The 20,974-nt window shown below is 61.6% G+C and carries 21 protein-coding genes, 1 tRNA gene and 2 pseudogenes; 16 read left to right on the forward strand and 8 right to left on the reverse strand.

The features are described 5' to 3' along the window. Positions 1–258 precede the first annotated feature (258 nt). A tRNA-Ser gene (locus CHB90_RS12530) sits at positions 259–348 on the forward strand. Between the two features lie 258 nt (positions 349–606). Next, positions 607–2,085 carry a DUF6880 family protein gene (locus CHB90_RS12535; protein WP_089278217.1) on the forward strand — a complete coding sequence of 493 codons (1,479 nt, stop codon included), beginning with the start codon at positions 607–609 and terminating at the stop codon, positions 2,083–2,085. A gap of 281 nt (positions 2,086–2,366) precedes the next feature. Here CHB90_RS12535 and CHB90_RS26780 read toward each other — a convergent pair whose 3' ends face one another. Beyond that, the gene (locus CHB90_RS26780; RefSeq protein ID WP_212591596.1) at positions 2,367–2,687 is read right to left on the reverse strand and encodes a hypothetical protein; all 321 of its coding nucleotides are present in this window, start codon (positions 2,685–2,687) and stop codon (positions 2,367–2,369) included. A gap of 335 nt (positions 2,688–3,022) precedes the next feature. Here CHB90_RS26780 and CHB90_RS26170 point away from each other — a divergent pair, with 335 nt between their 5' ends. The 9 genes from CHB90_RS26170 to CHB90_RS12580 all read left to right on the forward strand — a co-directional run bounded on the left by CHB90_RS26170 (position 3,023) and on the right by CHB90_RS12580 (position 11,647). After that, positions 3,023–3,406, forward strand: coding sequence for a hypothetical protein (locus tag CHB90_RS26170; protein WP_141135865.1), 384 nt, complete (start codon positions 3,023–3,025; stop codon positions 3,404–3,406). A 500-nt stretch (positions 3,407–3,906) separates the two neighbouring features. Next, positions 3,907–5,373, forward strand: a complete 1,467-nt coding sequence (locus CHB90_RS12545) for an ATP-binding protein (RefSeq protein WP_170941056.1) — start codon at positions 3,907–3,909, stop codon at positions 5,371–5,373. After that, a complete protein-coding gene (locus CHB90_RS12550; RefSeq protein ID WP_089278219.1) occupies positions 5,370–6,035 on the forward strand; it encodes a response regulator in 666 nt (221 codons plus the stop codon). Before CHB90_RS12545 ends, CHB90_RS12550 begins: the two co-directional genes overlap by 4 nt. A 139-nt stretch (positions 6,036–6,174) precedes the next feature. Further along, the gene (locus CHB90_RS12555) at positions 6,175–6,579 is read left to right on the forward strand and encodes a hypothetical protein (protein WP_089278220.1); all 405 of its coding nucleotides are present in this window, start codon (positions 6,175–6,177) and stop codon (positions 6,577–6,579) included. A 72-nt stretch (positions 6,580–6,651) separates the two neighbouring features. Further along, the gene (locus tag CHB90_RS12560) at positions 6,652–8,169 is read left to right on the forward strand and encodes a di-heme oxidoredictase family protein (protein ID WP_089278221.1); all 1,518 of its coding nucleotides are present in this window, start codon (positions 6,652–6,654) and stop codon (positions 8,167–8,169) included. 44 nt (positions 8,170–8,213) lie between these two features. Beyond that, positions 8,214–8,852 carry a YHYH protein gene (locus tag CHB90_RS12565; RefSeq protein ID WP_141135866.1) on the forward strand — a complete coding sequence of 213 codons (639 nt, stop codon included), beginning with the start codon at positions 8,214–8,216 and terminating at the stop codon, positions 8,850–8,852. A 102-nt stretch (positions 8,853–8,954) separates the two neighbouring features. Next, positions 8,955–9,386: a hypothetical protein gene (locus tag CHB90_RS12570; RefSeq protein ID WP_089278223.1), complete on the forward strand. Its 432-nt coding sequence runs from the start codon at positions 8,955–8,957 to the stop codon at positions 9,384–9,386. A gap of 93 nt (positions 9,387–9,479) precedes the next feature. Then, complete coding sequence (locus tag CHB90_RS12575) at positions 9,480–10,640, forward strand: patatin-like phospholipase family protein (RefSeq protein ID WP_089278224.1); 1,161 nt, start codon at positions 9,480–9,482, stop codon at positions 10,638–10,640. Between the two features lie 95 nt (positions 10,641–10,735). Next, positions 10,736–11,647, forward strand: coding sequence for a YHYH protein (locus tag CHB90_RS12580; protein WP_212591597.1), 912 nt, complete (start codon positions 10,736–10,738; stop codon positions 11,645–11,647). A 134-nt stretch (positions 11,648–11,781) separates the two neighbouring features. Here the strand turns inward: CHB90_RS12580 and CHB90_RS12585 are convergent. Next, positions 11,782–12,312: pseudogene (locus tag CHB90_RS12585) on the reverse strand (transposase); the annotation flags it as partial. Between the two features lie 280 nt (positions 12,313–12,592). Between CHB90_RS12585 and CHB90_RS12590 the strand changes: the two are divergent. The 5 genes and pseudogenes from CHB90_RS12590 to CHB90_RS12610 form a co-directional block, all read left to right on the forward strand. Next, positions 12,593–12,841: pseudogene (locus tag CHB90_RS12590) on the forward strand (malonyl-CoA synthase); the annotation flags it as partial. 30 nt (positions 12,842–12,871) lie between these two features. Continuing rightward, positions 12,872–13,906 carry a TRAP transporter substrate-binding protein DctP gene (gene dctP / locus CHB90_RS12595; protein WP_089278226.1) on the forward strand — a complete coding sequence of 345 codons (1,035 nt, stop codon included), beginning with the start codon at positions 12,872–12,874 and terminating at the stop codon, positions 13,904–13,906. Between the two features lie 54 nt (positions 13,907–13,960). Next, positions 13,961–14,569 carry a TRAP transporter small permease subunit gene (locus CHB90_RS12600; RefSeq protein WP_089278227.1) on the forward strand — a complete coding sequence of 203 codons (609 nt, stop codon included), beginning with the start codon at positions 13,961–13,963 and terminating at the stop codon, positions 14,567–14,569. Between the two features lies 1 nt (position 14,570). Further along, positions 14,571–15,893 carry a TRAP transporter large permease gene (locus CHB90_RS12605; RefSeq protein ID WP_089278228.1) on the forward strand — a complete coding sequence of 441 codons (1,323 nt, stop codon included), beginning with the start codon at positions 14,571–14,573 and terminating at the stop codon, positions 15,891–15,893. 12 nt (positions 15,894–15,905) lie between these two features. Continuing rightward, positions 15,906–16,391: a GlcG/HbpS family heme-binding protein gene (locus CHB90_RS12610; RefSeq protein WP_089278229.1), complete on the forward strand. Its 486-nt coding sequence runs from the start codon at positions 15,906–15,908 to the stop codon at positions 16,389–16,391. Positions 16,392–16,689: 298 nt separating this feature from the next. Here CHB90_RS12610 and CHB90_RS26785 read toward each other — a convergent pair whose 3' ends face one another. The 6 genes from CHB90_RS26785 to CHB90_RS12645 all read right to left on the reverse strand — a co-directional run bounded on the left by CHB90_RS26785 (position 16,690) and on the right by CHB90_RS12645 (position 20,846). Beyond that, positions 16,690–17,313 carry an MIT C-terminal domain-containing protein gene (locus tag CHB90_RS26785; RefSeq protein WP_212591598.1) on the reverse strand — a complete coding sequence of 208 codons (624 nt, stop codon included), beginning with the start codon at positions 17,311–17,313 and terminating at the stop codon, positions 16,690–16,692. A gap of 240 nt (positions 17,314–17,553) precedes the next feature. Next, the gene (locus CHB90_RS12625; RefSeq protein ID WP_089278230.1) at positions 17,554–18,087 is read right to left on the reverse strand and encodes a hypothetical protein; all 534 of its coding nucleotides are present in this window, start codon (positions 18,085–18,087) and stop codon (positions 17,554–17,556) included. Between the two features lie 351 nt (positions 18,088–18,438). Further along, positions 18,439–19,191, reverse strand: a complete 753-nt coding sequence (locus CHB90_RS12630; RefSeq protein WP_245823240.1) for a transglutaminase-like domain-containing protein — start codon at positions 19,189–19,191, stop codon at positions 18,439–18,441. An 88-nt stretch (positions 19,192–19,279) separates the two neighbouring features. Then, positions 19,280–20,176: a hypothetical protein gene (locus CHB90_RS12635; RefSeq protein WP_141135867.1), complete on the reverse strand. Its 897-nt coding sequence runs from the start codon at positions 20,174–20,176 to the stop codon at positions 19,280–19,282. Between the two features lie 11 nt (positions 20,177–20,187). Further along, on the reverse strand, positions 20,188–20,532 hold the full coding sequence (locus tag CHB90_RS12640) for a hypothetical protein (RefSeq protein ID WP_089278233.1): 345 nt from the start codon (positions 20,530–20,532) through the stop codon (positions 20,188–20,190). Beyond that, positions 20,529–20,846: a hypothetical protein gene (locus CHB90_RS12645; protein WP_170941057.1), complete on the reverse strand. Its 318-nt coding sequence runs from the start codon at positions 20,844–20,846 to the stop codon at positions 20,529–20,531. Before CHB90_RS12645 ends, CHB90_RS12640 begins: the two co-directional genes overlap by 4 nt. Positions 20,847–20,974: the final 128 nt, after the last annotated feature.

Genomic DNA, 20,974 nt, shown 5'->3' on the forward strand with positions numbered 1-20,974 from the left:
CCATCGTCATGGCCGCATTCCGCGCCGCCGTTATGCCCGGGATCAGGCCAGAAAACCGCTATATCGTCGACCGATCAGGTTGTTCAGCCTGAACTAAGTGATGTCGGCGCACCAAACCTGATTGGAGAGGTGGTTAGATTTGTCTGAACAGGTGCCATTCAGTGCACTTTAAGTAGGTTTTTGTCGGTAGGGAGATTTTTGCGGATGAGGGCAGTTTAGCCTTGTAATCCCTTTGTTTGCTTGGCTATACGCGTCGGTGGAGACGTGGCCGAGTGGTCGAAGGCGCTCCCCTGCTAAGGGAGTAGGCCCGGAAGGGTCTCGAGGGTTCGAATCCCTTCGTCTCCGCCACCACTTTCATTCAACATTTTGTTTTTGTTTGAAAAAATGGCGTAGCGGAAATTCGCATCCCCCGGAAAATCCCCCACTTTGTCATGGACCACCCCAGAACGTGACGGAACATGTCCTAGGATTCTGTGGCGGGACCAATGAGCAGCTCATCCGCTAGCAATTTCACTTTGCATCTGCATACCGAGCATGATTGTAGAGTCGAACGGCCGCCGGTCGAGGCAGGTACTATGGCAAAATCTCCAAGACCGAGACCCGCCCATGGCCCGCAAACCCGCGCTCACCACCGACAAGCTGAAAGACCTCGGCGCCGAGAAGCTCGCGCAGTTAGTGCTGGACGAAGCAGAGCGCAACGCCGGGTTCCGCCGGCAGGTCAAGGCGGCTCTGGCCGGAAAATCCGGGCCGCAGGCCATTGCCAAGTTGGTCGACCGGCGGCTCTCCGGGCTGGCGCGGGCCCGGAGTTTCATCGAATGGGACAAGGCCCGCGCCTTTGCCGAGGATCTGCGCAGCCTGACCGACACCCTCACCTCCGAGCTGGGCGCCGCTGCGCCTGGGCTGGCCGTGGATCGGCTGCTGCGTTTCATCGACACCCATGAGCAGGTGTTCGAGCGGGTGGATGATTCCTCAGGCCGTGTTCAGGACGTCTATTCCCAGGCAATCGCCGCGACCGGCGACCTGGCACCACGACTGACAAACGCGGAGGCGGATCAGCTGCCCGAGAAGATCATGACCGCCCTTGGCGAAAGCACGCATGGGTACCTGGCCGAAGTCACCACCGCCGTGGCGCCACATCTGCCGCAAGATAGCCTGGCGCGCTGGGATGCCGAACTGAAAGTGGCCATTGCCGAGCGGAAGGCCGAGGAAGCGACGCGCCCGCGCGAGGGCTGGTTTAATTCCATGACCTCGCAATGGGCCGAGATGCGCCAGACCATCGCCACGGCACGTGGGGATCTCGATCTGCTCGTCGCGCTGGAAGCCGGAAAGCGCCCGCACATGCAGGACACGCTGGGGATCTCGGCACAGCTTCTGGCGGCCGGACGCAGCGCCGAGGCGCTGGATTGGGTGCGCAAACCGGGGCGGCGCGCGTTTGTTGAGGACGAAAGGGATATGCCCCCGCCACGGGTCAGCCTGGAGGCGCGTATCCTGGAGACCCTGGGCGACGCACCTGCCGCGCAGGCCCTGCGCTGGCGGTGTTTCGAGGCGACACTGTCGGCCGGGACCCTGCGGGACTACCTCGCCCAATTGCCGGATTTCGAGGATGTTGAAGCGGAGGACCGCGCCCATGCCTATGCCTTGGAAAAGGCGGCGCCTGAGGCAGCCCTGCAGTTCTTTCTGGACTGGCCCCGGACGGATCTGACGGCCAAGCTGATCGTGATGCACCCGGACCGCTGGGACGGCAGCGATTGGCACATCCTGCCCAAGGTCGCGGAACTTCTGGAGCATGATCATCCGCTGGCGGCGACGGTGCTCTACCGGGCCCTGCTGGACAATATCCTAGCCCGCGCGCGTTCCAAGGTCTATGGCCACGGTGCGACATACCTCAGGAAACTGGCCCTGCTTGCGGAAGATGCCGATGCCGCTCGCCCCGGCGAAATGGCCGGCCACGCCACATATCTTGCCGAACTCAAAAAGGTTCACCCCCGGAAATCAGGATTCTGGGCGCGTGTCGGGGAGGGGAAAGCAGAGACGCCGCAGGCCAGTAGATCCCGCCGCCATGATTGGGTGAAAGGGAGTGAATGACGGCCCAGAACTGCCTTCTGAAAGAGGGGCGGATGCCGCGTCGCAGCACGTCAGTGCAGCCGTTCGTTTGTATGATGCTGATCGAGGTAGTCGGCGGTCGAAGCGCCATGTATCTTGCCTCTGAGTCAAAAGCTTTCCCAATGAGGTATCAAGGCCATGATCAAGTTGAAGGATTTGAATTCTGGCTTTACGTATCGATCCTCGTGGACGGGATACGTCAAGGGTCAAGGTCTCGATCTCAGGAACGTTCCGGTGCTGCACAGCGCACGAATTGATGCCAATCAGGTATACAAAGATCCTTTCAAAGGGCCTCGGCATAGTTTCTCGAAAAATACGAACAGTTTATAGAAGCCCTCAAAACAAGTGAGCACGCCATTCTCCGACAAGGCGGAAAAGACGAGAACCAAGAACTCTTCGGGTCGGGCAAATTTATTGCCGTTTATGAGATTGTCTCGCACGAAATTGATGAAAGCGGCGGCGTCGTGATCCAACTTGGGAAACGTCTCGCAATTTAGTTTGAACTCTTGCGTGCTTGACTCCAAGTGTTGCCACACTTCCCGAGAAGGTTTCTGGCGCGGCGGCGTCCGGCCCAAACCGGCCATTGACCACCCCCCTGCCTTCGCTGCGATGCGGCCACTGTCACCGAAGCAATCACCCAACCACGTCAATGGACACAAAATCCATGTCGCTCCTTTGCTGCGCGGTGCCCGGGTTTTGGGTTAGTGCGACCGGCGATCCCAGTAGAGCTTGACCAGCATGCCGAAGCCGATCAGCTCCAGGGTGAGGAACAACGCCGCCATCGGTGCATCGTGTGGTGTCCGAGTTCGATTGAATGCCACAGCGCCAGCGCGGTGAAAGCGACGGCCAGCCCACGACGAAAGCGTCTTACGGACGCACGGCGCCTTCGAGCGCGCGCGACAGGACGATCAGGACCGGGATGCAGCAGGATGATCCCGACCGCCGTACAGGCGATGCATTTATGGACCTTTTGAATCTGCGGCGGCCTGAAGATACTCAAGAGCCAGGTGTTGCTGCGCGCCGTGAAAAATTGGCCAAGCATCGCGGCAAAGCCGGCAGCGTGGCGACGGAGATCACCTATTTCAGCAGCGTCCGCCGCGGCGCGTCGCCCACGACGAAAAAAACGATTGGCAGGCCAACGACGACAGCCAGCACGGCGATGATTTTGGTGGCCTGTGCGGAAAATTCCATGGCTACCCCCACGGCACGACGACGAAGTCGATTTCTCCGGCGACATCTCGATGGCGTCCGGTTACATCACGCGCGCACCAAATACCGTGTCGCTCAGACAGAACGTGCTTGAGTTGACGGAAAAAGGCAAAACGCTGCTTGACGGGATCGCGAAGGCTTGGGCCGCGGTCGATGCTACGATCTCAGCCGCGCTCGGGAAAACGCAGCCGCCTTCCTTGCTCAGGCGCAGCATCTGCGGGACAATCTTGGCGGCGCAGTGCCGGGGGCCGCGAGGGCCTCGAAGACGTCAGACAAGTAGAGATCCGTCGTTGTATCAGCCCAGGCTACGCCCCAACCCCCCAAAAAGCGGACGGTCATACTCTGCGCAGCATCCGGTGGTATGGTCTGTTCGTCAGCATTCGCGGCGTCATCCTTGAACAGTCGGGGTGAGATTACCGGTTGTTCGGCGCAGCGGTTATCAGCTGGCAGGCGGCGAAACTTGCCGCTTTTTCTCCGTGGTCTGCGTTCGTCATGTGACAGAAGCGAGATTGCAGTAAGGGGTTTTGCCGATTTGCGATGCAGCAGGCGCATTTTTCCATGTTCTCTGCACTTTCCCCTGCAATAGAGTGCCATATGAGCCGTTTTCGCCAATCGCTTGCTTCCCGGATATTCATCGCCATCGCCGCGACCGCCGTGTTGACCATTGCGATCATGGCGCTGCAGGTGGCGCTGTCGATGCGTGACGGGTTCGCACAGTACTTGTTGCGGGGGGAGTTGACGCGGTTCGACGATCTTGAACGGGCGTTGGTGCTGGCCCATGAACCGGGCGCACCGGGGTGGCCAGAACTCGCCAGCCACCCGAAGGTCTGGAACGATTTCGTGCGTGCGCATTTCCAGCCACTCGGGTCCGATGGCTTTGTGCGACCCGGCGCGCCGCCTGGGCGGCCGTTCCCGCCGCCGGACCGCCCGCCGCCGGGGGCCCCTGCAGGCGCGGACAATCAGATGATCGGGGAGCGGCTGATGCTTTTGGGACCGGACGGCAGACGCCTTGCCGGAGCGGAGGATCAATCCGGCTTGTTCGAGCGGCGCGCGATATGTTCCGACGACGACTGCACCGGCGACAGCCTGTTGGGTTTCATCGGGCTGAACGCGCCTCTGTACTCCGAGAACGCCAGCGATGCTTTTTTTCTACGCCGCCAATATGTGTCACTTGCGCTTTCTGCCTTCATCGCGGTTCTGGTCTCTGCGGCGGCAGCCTTCTTTGTCGCGCGGCAGATCCTGATCCCGATCCGTCAGTTGGATCTGGGGGCCAAGACCATGGCGTCAGGCGATTACACCGCCCGCATCGCGCAAGACCGAAAGGACGAGCTGGGCCAGTTGATCGGCCACTACAACGCCCTTGCGGCCACACTTGAACGCACCGACAAGGCCGAGCGGGAATGGATTTCCAACACCAGCCACGAATTGCAGACGCCGCTGGCCACACTGCGCGCGCAGATCGAGGCGGTGCAGGATGGCATTCGCCAACCGGATGCACAGACCCTGGCCGGGATGCATTCCGCGATGATGCGTCTGTCGCGGCTGGTGCAGGACATCAAAACCCTGTCGCATTCCCGCGAAGGCGGGCTGATGACCGCTTTTGACGCCGAAGACCTGAGCAAGATCGTCCGTGAGGCCATAGAAACAGCGCAGCCGCAGCTTGAGGCGAAACAGATCAGCCTTGATCTCGCCTTGCCCGACGCGTTGCCCTTCGCATGTGATCAGCTGCGGATTCGTCAGGTCATTGATAACCTGCTTCAGAATGCGATCCGCTATACCAATACTCCGGGCCGCGTGCGGTTACGTTTGCATGACGCCTCCGATCGGGTCCAATTGATCATGGACGATACCCCGCCAGCACCGCCACAGGACGATCTTCCAAGGCTTTTCGACCGCTTCTATCGCGCCGAAAGTTCGCGGTCGCGCGCTTATGGCGGTTCTGGACTGGGCCTGTCTGTCTGCAAGGCGATCATCGCAGGTCATGGTGGAAAAATCACCGCTGAACCCTCCGATTTGGGCGGTCTTCGCATTATCATAAGCCTGCCAAGGGAAACGACATGACAGCTCTGCGCATCCTGATCGTCGAGGACGAAACCGTGCTGGCAGAGGTCGTGCGGGATTACCTGATTGCCGAGGGAATGGGCGTCGACGTCCTGTCGGAAGGAACGGATGCCGTGGCCACCGCACTGACGGGCCAGCATGATCTACTGATACTGGACCTGATGCTGCCGGGCGTCGATGGTCTGACGATATGCCGCGAGTTGCGCCGGACCTCGGATGTGCCGATCATCATGACCACCGCCAAGGTTGAGGAGATTGACCGCCTTTTCGGGCTGGGGCTTGGAGCGGATGACTATCTATGCAAACCCTATTCGCCGCGCGAGCTGGTTGCACGGGTGCAGGCGATTTTGCGGCGCAGTGCGCGAAGCCGGGAGGCCACCGCGCCAGATACCACAGGTTTGCAGATGGATGCAGAGCGCTGGCAAGCCGCACTTGATGGCAAACCGCTGGACTTGACGCGCCGTGAATTCATGCTGGTGCAGGTCCTGGCGCACCGTCCGGGCCGGGTATTTTCGCGCGACGAACTGCTGACCTTGGCCTTTCCCGATGATGCAGAGGTCTTTGATCGGACCATCGACAGCCACATCCGCAAGATCGCCGCAGTCAGCGACACTGACCCGATCCGGTCGGTCTACGGCGTGGGATATGCCTACGACGACTAAACCCGTGCCTTGCAAGGCGTTAAAAATAGCAACGGCACATGTTTTTTTGCGGGCTGCAAAGTCTCTGCAATGCCACTCCTCAAAGTTAGCGCAAGACACTCCTGCGAAGGGCGGTCAATCGCCCATACAGGAGAAGACGATGTTCACTCATGCCACCCGGTCGGCCACCGCACTTCACACCAAGGCCAAACGGATCCCGATTTATTATTCCACGTTGCCACGCATGCGCCCGAAAAACGTCATTGCTGCGCTGGCGGTGCTGGCCGCTCTGATCGTCTTGGATATGGGTGTTTCTGCCGCACAGGCCGACCCCTCCGATACCACGACTCCTTTGACGCTCGCCCAGCAATCGCAACAGGGCGGGGCCGGAAACCGTCCTGCGCGCCCGCCGCGTGAGGCGTTGGAGGCCTGCACCAAACAGACATCCGGCAGCCCTTGTGGCTTTTCCGGTCCGGATGGCCACCAGATCACCGGCACATGCCGTTCGCCCCAGGCCAATGTGCCGCTGGCCTGCACGCCAGCTGACATGCCGCGAAAAGGCTGAGAAGTCCTGGCCCGCTTGGACATTGGTCGAAGTGGGCCAGAAGACACCTGCCACCAAGAAAGGGAACGCCACATGAGCCGTTTTAGCCGTTGCCCCATGGCCTTGGGCCTATGTCTGAGCCTCTGCATCGGCCCTCGAACGGCGCAAGCCGAAGAGGCGATAGAGCCCGTACGCCAGCAACTCCTGAACGACCTTGTTGCAAACGGTCGGCCAGGGGCGGCATTCAAACATGCGTTCGAGGCGGGCGACGCCTTGACCGAATTCAACTTTGCCGCCGAGCAAGGCGTTGGGGCCAACATTGGCGAGGGTCGCCGATTTACCCGGTTTCCACGCGCAGACCTGAAAGGGCCCGGCGAATGGGCCAGGCATTTTCCGGCGCGCGAAGGCGGGGCAAATGCCACACGCTGCATCAGTTGCCACAGCAGTCCGATTGCCAACGGTGCAGGTGGCGTTGCGATGAACGTGGTGTTGGACCCGAACCATACCGGCGATCCGAAGCTCTATCTGGAGCGGAACACAACCCCGATGTTTGCGCTGGGAATCCCGCAACGGCTGGCCGAGGAAATGACACTGGAGCTTTACCGGCAACGTGACGACGCACGGTTCGCGGCCTGCGAAACCGGGGGGTCGACAGTAAAGCTAACGGCCAAAGGGGTCTCTTTCGGCACGCTGTCAGTCACCCGCACCACCGCGACCCCTTGCGTGGTGGATATCGAAACCAGCGGGCTTACCGGGATCGACGCGGATCTGGTTGTCCGGCCTTTCGGCTGGAAGGGCAATCACGCAACGCTGCGGTCCTTTACCCGCGCCGCCGCGCACAACGAGCTGGGCCTCCAGGGCACCGAACTGGTGGGCGGCGCAGACGGTGATTTCGACGGCGTCACCGCCGAGTTGAGCGTCGGGGACATGACAGCTTTGACCATCTACATGGCCGCGCTTGAAAGACCGGTCAGAAGGACAGAGCTGCACGATCTCGGGCTTTTGACGTTGCCAGAAACACAAGCCCGCGCCATTGCCGCCGGAGAAGACCGGTTTGCCGCAATCGGTTGCGCCAGTTGCCATACGCCGCAGATGACGTTGAACGATCCCGTCTTTCGCGAGCCAAGTCTTGTGCCGGGATATTTTGACGCCCGGTTCCCCGACGGATCTGACCCGACAGGTCATGGGTTGCGTCGAGATACGCCGGTGTCCTTCGACATGCGCGTCGATCAGCCGAACAATCTGGTGATGCTGGACACGGGCGAGGCCTATCACCTTGGCGCGCTGGAGGTGGACAGCGAAGGGCGCGGCGTCGCGCATTGGTTCACCGATTTCAAGCGCCATGACATGGGTGCAGCCCTGTCCGACCCGTCCGACCCAATGGGGATCGGTGCGGCCATGTTCCTGACCCGGTCGCTTGCCGGTGTCGGCTCTACCGGGCCCTGGCTGCATGATGGTCGGGCCACCAGCCTGAACGAGGCCATCCTGGCACATGGCGGCGAGGCGGCGCAGACACGCGATGGCTATGTCGCCCTTCCTGACGAGGCGCGCGCAGAGCTCGTCGCCTTTCTCAAAAACCTGATCATCTATCAGGCAGACGCAACCCATTGATCGCACCTGTCCATAGCGCGATTGAACAAGAGGCGACAAAGACTATGAAACACCACTCACGGAAAGTTCGCCTCTTGGTGACCGCCGCAATCCTGTGCACACCACAGATTGCGGCGGCTCATCCCGATTTGGCGGAGTTCGAACAGACCGCCTTTGTCGAACACCCCACAACGGTCGACTGCACGCTGACCGACGGTACGGCAGCCACCTGCTACGAGATCACGGTAGGCTACAAGCCGGCTGATCTGGAGATCGGACCGTTCTGCCCCGCCACCCTGAACGACGCGGGCGGCATCTGGGACTGGACCGGCGAGAACGCCAAGCTGTACCGGATCGACGAGGCCTTTCTACGGATGCTCGACGATCTGGGGTATCGCTTTTTCGACGACGACGGGGCTGTGCATATCGTCGACAATGCCACCGATAGACCCACCGTCGACCACGCCTGCATCAATGTCTCTCCCGACGAGGACGTGACCATCACCATGCTCTTGCCGGTCGATCCCGTCATGGCCGATCAGCCAACCCGCCTGGGCACTGTCGGCAAGGTCGGCGTGGCGCTGGACGGCGTCCCGATCTTTTCCGACGCGCCCAGCATCCAGGCGACGGGGCACATGCCCGCGCTGGATATCTGCGGCGGCCATGTCGACCCCGGCGGATGGTATCACTGGCACGCGACTTAGACGGACATCGAAACGACCTATGGCGCTGCGGGCGTCGATGCTGCCTGTGCGCTGACACAGGACAGCGGGGCGCTGTTCGGGTATGCCTTCGACGGCTTTGCAATGTTCGGCAGTACCGAGGCTGATGGTGCCACGCCCGCCGGTCTGGACGCCTGCAACGGCCACGTCGGCGCGACGGCGCTTGGCGAAACCTATCACTACCACGCTTCCGTGGACTTCCCGAACCTGCCGCCCTGCCTCGTGGGTGTGCAGGCCGCCGACAACTTCTCGACAACGGCCACCGCCGGTGTTGGTGCCACGCGGGCGGGTGCGGATGGCCGTAACGAACCGCCGCGTCCGATGGATGGCGGGCCGGGCCAGATGCCCCCGGGGTTCGACGTGGCGGCGGCAAAGCTGGGCATTTCGACAGACAGGTTGATGGAGGCGCTGCAATCGTCAGGTCCCGGTCGTCCCGATCTTGCCGCTGCCGCGAAGGCCCTCGGCATCACCGAGGACGCTCTGCGCACCGTTCTCCCGCCGCCGCCGGGACAGTAACTCCCGCGCAAGACCCCCGCAGCCGGCTGTGACGGCTGTGGGCGAAAACCCCGAGAAGCAAGGACTGGATACCTCGTGGCCCAGACGACAAGAATGCCCAAGATCCCGACACGCAGAACGGTGCTGGCCGGACTTGCGATGACGGCACTTTCCGCCTGCACTGACCGGTCTGCGGTGACCATGTCGACCCAGTCCACGACGCAGGCCATGGCTCGAACCATTCCTCGATCCATGCCTCGATCCATGACGGCGCCGGACCCGCTGGTCCGCTTTCGCTTTTTCGCCGATGCCGGACCAGACGTCTGGGAACGCCACCTGCAACCGCCCAAGACGGATGGCGGTCTGTGCGTTCTGGCGCTGTCGGGCGGTGGCGAAGACGGCGCTTTCGGCGCGGGCGCGCTGGCCGGGTGGTCGGCCGCCGGAACCCGGCCGGACTTCGACATGGTCACGGGCATTTCCACCGGGGCCCTGATCGCACCCTTCGCCTATCTCGGCCCCGACCATGACGACGCCCTGCGCCGCATCTTCACCCAGCACGACGCTGGTGACATCATGAAGCTGCAACCCCTGAAGGTGCCGTTCAGCGACGCGCTTTACGACACGACGCCGCTGGCCCGTCTGATCGAGGCCTTCACGCCCCCCACCTTCCTTCAAGCCATTGCGGATCGCCACGCGACCGGAGCACGTCTGTTCGTCGTGACCTCTGACCTTGATCGGTCGCGCGCCGTGGTCTGGAACATGGGCGAAATCGCGCAGTCAGGCCAGTACGACCTGTTTCGCGCGATCTTGCGTGCCTCTGCCGCGCTGCCGGGCCTGTTTTCACCAGTCACGCTGACATACAGCGTCGGGGATGCGACCTTTGCCGAAACCCATCTCGATGGCGGTGTCCACATGCAGTTTCTGGCGATACCGCAGTTCGCCTATACCTCCACGCACCGCAAACTGCCCGGCGGCGCCTTGTACCTGCTGATCAACAACACGCTCGATCCCGCGCCGACGACTGTGTCAAGATCGGCGCTGGCGATTTCGCAACATGCCTTGACCACAAGCATCCGGGCCAACGCACTGGCCGAGGTCAACGCAACCAGATCGTTCTCCCGCGCCAACGGGATTGACCTGCACGTAGCGTCCGTCGATCCTGAGTCCGGAGTTGTCTATGATCCCTCCGACCGTTTTTCCTCGACCTATATGAACGCCCTCTACAGTCACGGCTTCGAGCGCGGAATTGGTCGCACGCTCTGGTCGGCCAGTTGATAATGTCAGGCTAGGACTTCAAATGCCCGAACTGCAACGGGAAAACGTATCTCCGTTGCTTCAAGACCCCCAATTCCCTGTCAAAGGAGCCAGAATTGCGCAACGGTCCAGACCAAAAGTCCACACTGCCAAAAGCCGACAAGACCGTTATCCGACTTGGGCCGATCGCCCTTCTTTGCGCGGTCGGCGTGGCAGAGCCGGCCTCGGCGCATGACATCACTGACGCGGTGTTCTCCGACCGATCCGGGTCTTGCGCCGCTTATGCCGACACCCATTCCGCGACCGCCACCGATGTCCAGAATGCGACAACCCATTCTGCCGCCATTTCGATCACCGTCGACGGAGAGACCTGCAAGATCGCCTCCAACGCGGTGCCAAATCATGACTTCAATGCCACCGGCCGGTTCGCCACGCGGTTCAGCGAGAAGGAACAGGTGTTCATTGTTCCCGCGACACCCGTCGCGGCTGAACACCCCACACCCCTCAGCTTGCGGTATGACAACGCCGTTTTCCTGAACGGGGTCAAGTTGGACCTCATGGCGGCCGGTTATTACGGCGTCGGCGACGGCAACATCGGCTGCAATGACATGAATACACCCTTCAGGTATGATCCTCTTGGCGTTACGGACAAATTTGGTGCTGACGAACACAATGCCCATACGCAACCTGACGGCACCTATCACTATCACGGCAATCCGATGGCGATGTTCCAACAGTCAGACGCCACCGAGCCATCCCCGGTGATCGGCTTTGCCGCAGACGGGTTTCCGATTTTCGGCAGCTTTATCGCCGACGGTGACGAGGTTCGCCCGGCAAAGTCCAGCTACCAATTGAAATCTGGCGAACGCGACGGCGGCCCGGGCGGCACCTACGATGGCACGTTCATTGACGACTGGGAATATGTCGAAGGCTCCGGCGACAGCTTTGTGATCGCCGACAATGATATCGCTGCGGTCCAAAATCAATGGCCTGTCTTCCCGCCGCGTCACGGCTTGGACTTCTACTGATCCACAGCATGATGCTTGCTGCGCAAGTTTGCAGCGCCAATTCGAAGGGTCTACTTTGAGTTGATTCTGTGGAAAAGCATCCGTTCGCGGGCGCAGAATTCAGGCATCCGAAAGCGGCGCAAGCGCCTTTCCTGTCAGGCTGTCCGCACTTGCTGCGGTGCGGGAAAGACCTTAGCCAGTTTCCTGAGGTTTTGTGCGGTGGCGGCGAGGAGGAATTCGTCATTTGCGCCGCATGGTCCCCGAAGTCGGAGCCTTCCGAGGCCGAGGATGCGCTTGAGGTGCGCGAAAAGCCTCTCGACGTTCTTTCGCAATTTCATCGAGATCACGTATTGGTCGGTTTCGGTTGTGTCGCGGGCGACCTGCCGGGCGTCTTCATGCTCCTCGCGGGTGATGGATCCGGCATCGGCGTTCGGGCAGCTCCGCGCCTTCGAGGGGCAAGCCTGGCAGGTGTGCTTCAAGCACCGGTATTTGGCGACGCCCTTGCCGGTCGGGCCGCGGTTCCGGTCAGAATAATTGCGGCGGAATTACTTCAGCTCGTGCCCCTCAGGGCAGATGTATTGGTTGTTCTCGGCATCACACTCGAAGTCGGCCCGGGTACAGGTTCCGTCGCTGCGCCCCGACTTATCGAAGACAGTGTTGTACGGGGCAATTTTGCGGTCAACCAGTCCGAACTCACACAACGCGGGACGACCCTGACGTCCATTCAATGTCGGCAACAAGATTTGGCCTAGTGCCTGCCCATTCTGACGGCTTCCGCAATCGAGGCGATATCTCGTCTTTTCGTTCTTCGAGGATCGTCTCGAACAGCAGTTTCAAGGCATCTCCTCGCAGAATCTCCTTTTTTTGACGATGAAAACTGAGTATGTTACTAAATATCGATATTCTGAAGGGGAGGGGGAGCGAATGCCGGACTGGAAAACCTACCTTGAAAAAGCGTGTTCACGCGGCGCACTGGGGCGCATCGACGAGGATAGCTATGTCTCAATCGTGGGTCGGCAGAAGGATCTGATCATTTCCGGCGGCCACAACATCTACCAAAATGAAATCGAGGCGCTGCTGGAGGCGCTGCGCCCGCAACTGGCGCGGTTCAAGCATCCGCGCAGCATCCGCCTGCTGGACGAATTGCCCCGCAACACGGTGGGCAAGGTTCAGAAGAACCTGCTGCGCGACGATTTCGCCGCGCAACCCGCTTAATCCAAAATGACATCAAGGGAGGAAACCAAGATGACACTCACGAAAACCCTGACCGCCGCCACGCTGGCCGGCCTGATGCTGACAACGGCGGCCCCCGCCGCGAACCTGGACGGCCCCTCGGTCTTCTGGAAGATCTCGATGTACGGCAACCCGCGCGCCCTGACCTCGGGGATGGAAGCGCTGGCCGAGAAGGTCGCCGCCGAAACCGACGGCAAGTTCCAGATCCGCATCTTCTACGCCGAGCAGCTTGGACCGGCGCGCGAAAACCTTGACGGGCTCAAGCTCAACGCCTTCGAGGGCGCGGGCATCTGCAACTTCTACCACCCGGGCAAGAACCCGGCCTGGATGGTCTTTTCGCTGCCCTTCCTGCCGATCCCCAACCCCGAGGCGGACCGCTATGTGCGTTCCAAGATGTTCGAACATCCCGCCATCGTCGCCGACATGGCCAAGTGGAACGCCATTCCCTACGTCTCGGGCCTGCTGCCGCAGTTCGAGATGATGGGCAAGGGCGATGCGCCCCTGACGCTGGACGACTGGAGCGGGCTGCAGGTGCGCGCGGGCGGTGGCCTGGGCGACGCAATGCAGCTGCTGGGCGCCACCAAGCAGACGCTGTCGGCCGGTGAAACGCTGACCGCCTTCCAGAACGGCACCGTGGACGTCGCGGCCTTTCCCTTCACCTATGCGCATGTCGCCTTCAAGATCTACGAAGAGGCGGACTGGTATACTTCGAACCTGTCGCCGGGCAGCGCGGAATGCGGCTGGGTGCTGAACAAGACCGCCTTCGAGGCGCTGCCGGAACAGTACCAGGACCTGCTTTGGGACAACCGCGACCTGGTGCTGGATGCCGAACAGGCCGCCTATGCGGCGCAGGACGAAAAGAACTTGCCCTTGTTCGAGGAAACCCTGACCGAGGTCAAATACGACGAAGAGGCGCTGAATGCCTTCCGCACCCGGGCCGGGCGCCCGATCTGGGAACAGTGGGTGGCCGACAACCAGGACGATTTCGACGCGCAGGGCGTGCTGGATGCCTTCCTCGGCTATGCCGCCGAGGCTGCCGCGCAATAAACCCGACAGGCGGCGCCACCCCGGCGCCGCCGACCCTCACGCACGGATCATCCCATGTCTGACACTACCTCGACGCGCGGCCCCGTGGCCCGCGCCGACCGGCTCTTGTCGCCGATCGAGAATGCCACCAACTTCATCGCCGCGCTGTTCGTCTTTGCGCTTATGTGCCTTGGCATCGCGCAGATCGTGATGCGCACGCTTTTTGACCTGCCCCTGACCGGCTATGTCGATCTGGTCGAACTGTCGATGGCGGGCATGGCCTTTCTGGGCGCCGCCTACACGCAGCGCATGGGCGCCCATATCCGCATGGAGCTGTTCCTTGGCCGTCTGCGGGGCCGCCCGCTGTGGGCGGCAGAGATCGTCGGCAGCCTGCTGGGCATGGCCATCATCGGGGTGCTGATCTGGTACAGCGGCGCGCATTTCTGGCGCTCCTACCAGCTGGGCGACACCACCATTGACGCCGAATTTATTGTCTGGCCGTCCAAGCTGTTGGTGCCATTGGCGTTTTCGCTGTGGTTCCTGCGGCTGGCTGTCCAGCTTGCCGGGTCTGTCCGGCTGTTCATCGACCCCAGCCGCGACCCGCAGGGTGTGACCCTGATGAAGGACGCCGCAGAGGTTGCCCGCGAAGAGGCGCAACACGCCACAGAGACAAAAGAGACCTGACATGCTTATCGGACTCGGTTTCCAATACCCGCTTACCGTCGGGCTGATCGGCGTCGGCCTGATGATCTTCCTGGTGTTCATCGGCGTGCGCGTGGTCTTTGCCGCCGCCTCCGTCGGCCTTCTGGGCCTGGTCGAGCTGATCGGCTGGGGCCCGGCGGCGGGGGTCGTCGGCATTGTGCCACACGCGAAATCCACCACCTACGCGCTGTCGGTCCTGCCGATGTTCATCTTCATCGGTTTCGTCGCCTTTCACGCCGGCATGACGGCGCAACTGTTCGATGCGGCGCGCAAGTGGCTGGGCTGGCTGCCCGGCGGGCTGGCCGTCGCCACGGTCTTTGCCACGGCAGGCTTTGCCGCCGTGTCGGGCGCCTCCACCGCCACCTCTGCCGTCTTTGCCCGTACCGCCATCCCCGAGATGCTGAAACATGGCTATGACAAGCGCCTGTCGGCGGGGGTCGTGGCGGCGGGCGGCACGTTGGCAACGCTGATCCCGCCCTCAGCGATCCTGGTGATCTATGCCATCATCGTCGAGGAATCCGTCGGCCGCCTGCTGCTGGCGGGGTTCCTGCCCGGCCTCGTCTCGGCCCTGATCTACGGCGCCATCATCATCCTCTGGGCACTGGTCAAACCCGAACACGCCCCCGCCCAGACAGAGCGCGTCACATGGGGCGAGCGGATCACCGCCCTGCCCCCGCTGCTGCCGATCATGGCGGTCGTCTTCATCATCATCTCGGCCATCTACCAGGGCTGGGCCACGCCGACAGAGGCCGGCGCGCTTGGCGCGGGCATCATCTTTGCCGTGGCGCTGCTGCGTGGCGCGGGCCTGAAGCCCATCGCCGACAGCCTGATGGAAACCGCCAAGCTGACGGTCATGATCTTCTCGCTGATCTGGGGCGTCACGATCTTTGTCCGCTTCCTGGGCTTTTCGGGTCTGGCCGAGGCCTTTACCGGCTGGGTCGTGTCGATTGACGCGCCGCCCATGGTCATCATGATCTGCATCCTGCTGGCCTATGCCGTGCTGGGCATGTTCATGGATGCCATCGGGATGCTGCTGCTGACGCTGCCGGTGGTCTACCCGGCGGTCATGGCGCTGGGGTTCGATTCCATCTGGTTCGGCATCATCGTGGTGAAGATGGCAGAGATCTGCCTTGTCACCCCGCCCATCGGGCTGAATTGTTTCGTGGTCAGCGCGGTCAGGCCCGACATACCCTTGCCGGATGTCTTTCGGGGCATTGCGCTGTTCTTTATTGCAGATGTCATCACCATCATCGCCCTGCTGGCCTTCCCCGAGATTGTCACCTGGCTGCCGAACCTCATGCGCTGAGAAAGGACCGACATGAAACTTGCCTCTTCGCTATCGCTGTCCACTGCCGAAACCATCCTGCAAACCGCGCTGGAGATCGGCCACCGCGAGGGGATGAAACCCCTCACCGTGGTCGTGCTGGACAGCGGCGGCCGCATGGTCTGCATGAAGTCCGAGGATGGCTCGGGCCTGTTGCGGTTCGACATCGCCCTTGGCAAGGCCTACGGCGCGCTCGGCATGGGCCTGTCCAGCCGCACGATCCGCGATTACCTCTCGGCCCGCCCGGCGTTTCAGAACGCCATCGCGGCGGCCTCTGACGGGCGCTTCATCCCCGTCCCCGGCGGCGTTCTGATCGAGGATGCCCAGGGCATGACCGTGGGCGCCGTGGGCATCAGCGGCGACACGTCGGACCGCGACGAATACGCGGCCATCCACGCGATCCGCGCGGCAGAGCACAGCCCGAACCCCGCCGAGGAATGCCCCGACTGGCGCGCCTCGTCTCTGTCGGACAAGCACTGAGGGCTTTTGTATACGCTGTGCATGGGGCGGCCTGACGCACGGGCGGGTGCCGACGCCTCGCGAATTACGAACATCCTGCAACGGCACAATTGGCGGAAACGGGAGCGACGCTTTCCAGCGGTGGTGCAGACAGACCCTCTTGAAGCTGATGTGAGAAGGTCCGTTTTGCTGAAGTTGACTCAGCTGCTTCGCAGGTGCAGAGAATGTCCGGAATCCACCCTGACTTCCGGACGAGCGTGATCGGCCTGACGACCGATCGAGAAAAAATGTGGCGACAGCAATCGACTCGCATCCGGAGCTATTGGCGGACATAGGTCACATAAAGCCCCTTCACCATACGGTGTTCTTGTAGGCGGTCGCCAAGGTTGAAACCTTCCCGACGGACCGGTGCCTGGAAAATATCCAGGCCGCGATCCAGCACGATCTTCCAGCCGGTGTCGGTCACGATATCCCGTGCATGTGCCGTTCCGTTGGTGTCGAAGGTCCAGGTGAAATCGACACCCGAGCCGATGCAGGCCTCGGTGATGCTTTCGAGTAGCTCGCGTTGTTTCTGTGTCAATCGGCACCGAATGTTGACCCCCTGAAGGCGCCCAAAAATGACCCCCTCTGGTGCGACGGAAGCTGGCCCGATGCGGTGTAGCCTCCACACAGCGCAGCCGCGTCGGGCCAGCGGCGTTCCTGTTACTCGCGGGTCTTGAAGCGCCAGATGATCTGTCGGAGTGTCAAAGAGTGCGGTCCCTATGAAATTGTCGGGCACACCATTTGCCAATGTTACATTGGCCGTCGGAGCAATGGACAGGGCCTGCAAAAATAGGCGCAGTGTCCGCGTTTCGCGTGGACGCAGCATCAACCTGTGCGGTCCGAGAGAGAGCGGGAGACGGTATCGGTAGGTTCTGGTGTGAACGATGACGAGACAGGCCAAACCAATTTCCAGAAAGGCTAGCCGATGCGGATCAGCGGCGGCGGGATGCGCCCGGACTGACAGATACGGCGTTTCGCCAAGCGTTCAATCCCTTGCAGCGCCGGCAAATCCGCTCTCCGAAACCTTCGCTCCAGAAGAGGGTATGGCATCGCAGGCATTGGCGTTCCTGCGGAACGTCTCCCATAGCCTTTGCCGTCGCGGTGTCTCGCATGGCTCCTTCGGCGATATCCTGGTTGGCCATCACATCTGACCCTCTACGTACCGGCTGCGCGAAGGCGAATGTGGTTCCGGTCGCGTAGGCATGCCTTCGTTCTCCGCGGCCCGTATTGACTCTTCGTCCCGCGCTCCTTGGATGGCCGTCTTCGACGCTGGAAAATTCGAGTAGGAATCAGGCGTCCCGCTCTCCGAGTAGAGATGTCGCAGATGCCCCTCGGACACCCCGTCCGCCCTCATCACCAGACGCACCATCGGATCAGCCAGCATATCCTCCAGAAAAAAATCGGCCAACACCCCGCCTGCCAGCTTGTCCCGCGCGCGTACACGGTCCAGGTCGGCAAGGGAAACGGTCAGAGTCCGCGCAAGCCCGGGATGCGACATCCGGGGATGAAGCTTCACCAGGACGGAGGCTTTCCAAGCTGCGGGATGCTGTTGATCAGGGGGTGAAACCAACTCCGTTTCGATCTCGTACTCCCCTGCCGGAAGCATCTCCGCAAAGCCTGGAACGGTGAATGGTCGGGCAAAAACCGCAACGGTCTTGGTCGTCAGATCTTCCATCGGCGTGATCCTCTCCTGTGTTGCTGCGGGTCGTGCGCGCGCCCCGGTTCGAATATGGGCCGCGTGGCCAGTGCGCGTTTCAAGGCATCTTCGTTTTAGGCGCCGTACACTTGCCATCGGCTTTGGGCTCTTCCGCTTTCACGTTGGACTTTGCGGTTTCAGCGGGCTTCCGCGCCATTGCGGCCGCAGCACGAGCGGTCAGGCCCTATAAGGACATGTCATCGATCCCTTGATTGGCCGACGCCAACTCCTCGTCCATGGTGGACCGGGAGGCTTGGCGGCGGCTCTCTATATATATGGGGACTGGCCACTCGATTTACGACGACGCGGTTCGAACAAAGCCAAAGTCAGTTAGGCCAATTCATCCGTCCAGACCTTGAATTCCGTCAACGTGTTTTTGCCGAATGTCTGGGTCAGAGGCACATCGGCAGCATCGCGGCCGCGCGCGATCAGAATTCTCGCAAACCTCGGCTTGTTGTTGCGCGGGTCGAACATGTGCCATTCACCAGCAAGGAACACCTCCATCCATGCAGCGAAATCCCCCGGCGGATGAGGGAGCGGTTCCCCGATGTCGCTCAGATATCCGGTGCAGTAGCGGGCCGGAATGTTCATGCAGCGACACAGGGCGATGGCGAGATGGGCAAAGTCGCGGCAAACACCCTGCCGCTCGGCCAAGGTCTGTGATGCCGTGCGCGTCGCTTTCGCCTCCATGTAGTCAAAGCGGACATGTCCGTGTACGAAATCGCAGATCGCCTGAACGCGGGACCAACCAGGCTCCGTGGTCTCAAAAAGACTCCAGGCTTCCTCTGAAAGAAGGTCGGTATCGCAATACCGGCTCCCCTGCAGGAACACGAGGGTCTCGTATGGCAGGTCCTGAACCGCGTGCTGCTGCGCGTCGGGAAAGACGGGATCGGGCTGGCCCGTATCGCGAAAGATACCATCCGTCGACAGGCAGAAGTCGCCCGCCGGAGCCAGGAGGCGCGTACACCAGTTGCCGAAGCCGTCCCGGTAGCTTTCGAGCGGTACGCTCGGCGACGTGACGAGGTAATCGGCGCGTTCCAGATCGCCAAAGCGCGAGTAGTGGACGTTCAGCAGCGCGATCATTGGCGTCGGCTGCCGAAAGCTGTATCGCAGACGACACCCTATGCTGACCCGCATGCCGGACACATTGCCTCGTCTTGTCATGTCACGATCACCGTCCAAGAATGCACACCCCGTTGGATAGCTGGAAGCCTCGATTGCAGCTCCACCGGTTGCCGGATCGGTCGAGATAGGCGTTCTCCGGCAGATCAATGGCGACGCAGGCGCCGCTCAACGGCTCGTACCCTCGCTCGCAGCTCCAACCTGGTCCATAGGATGCCTGGGCGAGAAACGCGTTTGCGGGCACGACGATGGCGTCGCATCGGTCGTCGATCTTGACAAAGCCTCTCTCGCACGCCCAGGCAGCGCCATAGGCTGCGTTGGTCAGATATGCGTTCGCTGGCACGGCAATCGGCATGCATGTCCCTGCAACGGCCGCATAGCCGCGATCACAAGTCCATCCCGTTCCCGATCTGTCTTCTGTCAGATAGGCGTACTCGGGCAGAACGATTGGCACACATGCATCGCGCTCTTGCCGGAAACCGCGTTCGCATTGCCAGTCATAGCCGAAAGCCCGGAGAAAGGCGTTGGCGGGCACCGGGATGGGATTGCAGAAAGTCCGGTTCACTTCCTCATACCCACGGTCGCACTCCCACCCCGCCCCGTAGGAGTGCCCGGTCGGATAGGCATGCTCGGGGATATCGAGCGCCAGACATTCGGCACGCTCCACCCGGTAACCGGAATCACAGACCCAGCCGCCACCGTAGCCGCGCGGCTGAGCGTTCTCGGGCATCGGGCCGGTGCCATCCTGCGCAAAGGCGGGGAAGGCCAGAGCCGCGACCACACCGGCCGCGAAAGCTAGTTTCGAGAACAGTCGTGCCAGCAGATGTCCGGTCGGGTACTTGCCGTCGACACGTCCTTCAGGATGGTTCGTCTCCGGCGGCGATGCCGGCAGAGTTTGCCCGTGTACCACGGCCAGTTCCGCTCTGAGTGACGTGGCATGAGACATTATTTCATCGCTCAAAGCTCGAGGGCCGCGAGACAGGCCTGCGCAATATCACGGTCCGGGGCATCGGTTCCGGGAACCGTCGCCCAGCCTGCCGCCATGACAGCGTTGCGCCGCTGATATGTCGAGGCGGCCCGGATCGTTTCAAGCTTCTCCGCCCGTCCCGGGTCGGACCGCGCCATGTCGAGGCAGACCGGGACCATGGACGCCACGACATCGTTGCGGGACATCGCCAACGCCCTGTCATTTGCGGTGCTACCAGTCACCCAGCCGCCCCACGAAAATCCGACGATGCCGACGACGACAGCGCCGATCACGGCACCATAGATACCGGGTTTGAGCCATTCGGGAGTGTTCATGTACTATCCTCCTGCGGGGAAAGCGCCGCATCGCTGTGATCGTTCTTCTTTTCGGTCGCGACCCGATCACGGATCAGGGCCTCTTTCAGGTCGTATTCAGAAATCGCCCGCAACTCGGAGCGTCCCGCATGCCCGCCCCTGCCGCGCACCGTCAGGTAGGTCGCCGTCCGTCTGTAAGCCTCGAAGCTCAGCCCCTGGAGAAGCTCCTCTTCGACGAGAAGTTCGTAGTCGCCCGCAGGCAGGTCGTCGGTGTATCCCGACAAGGTGAACGGGTTCGAAAACGTTACCGTCGATCTGGTCGACCGCATGTTCATTTCTGGTCTCCGCGATGTTGGCAGATCCGTCGCTCACCACTGTCGAAGACCCCTCGGATTCCGGGCCTGACGGGTCGAACGATTTCTTCTCTTGTACCTCGGGATCGTTTGGCTGGCGCTGACACATG

It is taken from the genome of Antarctobacter heliothermus, from assembly GCF_900188425.1.
GTDB classification, from domain to species: Bacteria; Pseudomonadota; Alphaproteobacteria; order Rhodobacterales; family Rhodobacteraceae; genus Antarctobacter; species Antarctobacter heliothermus.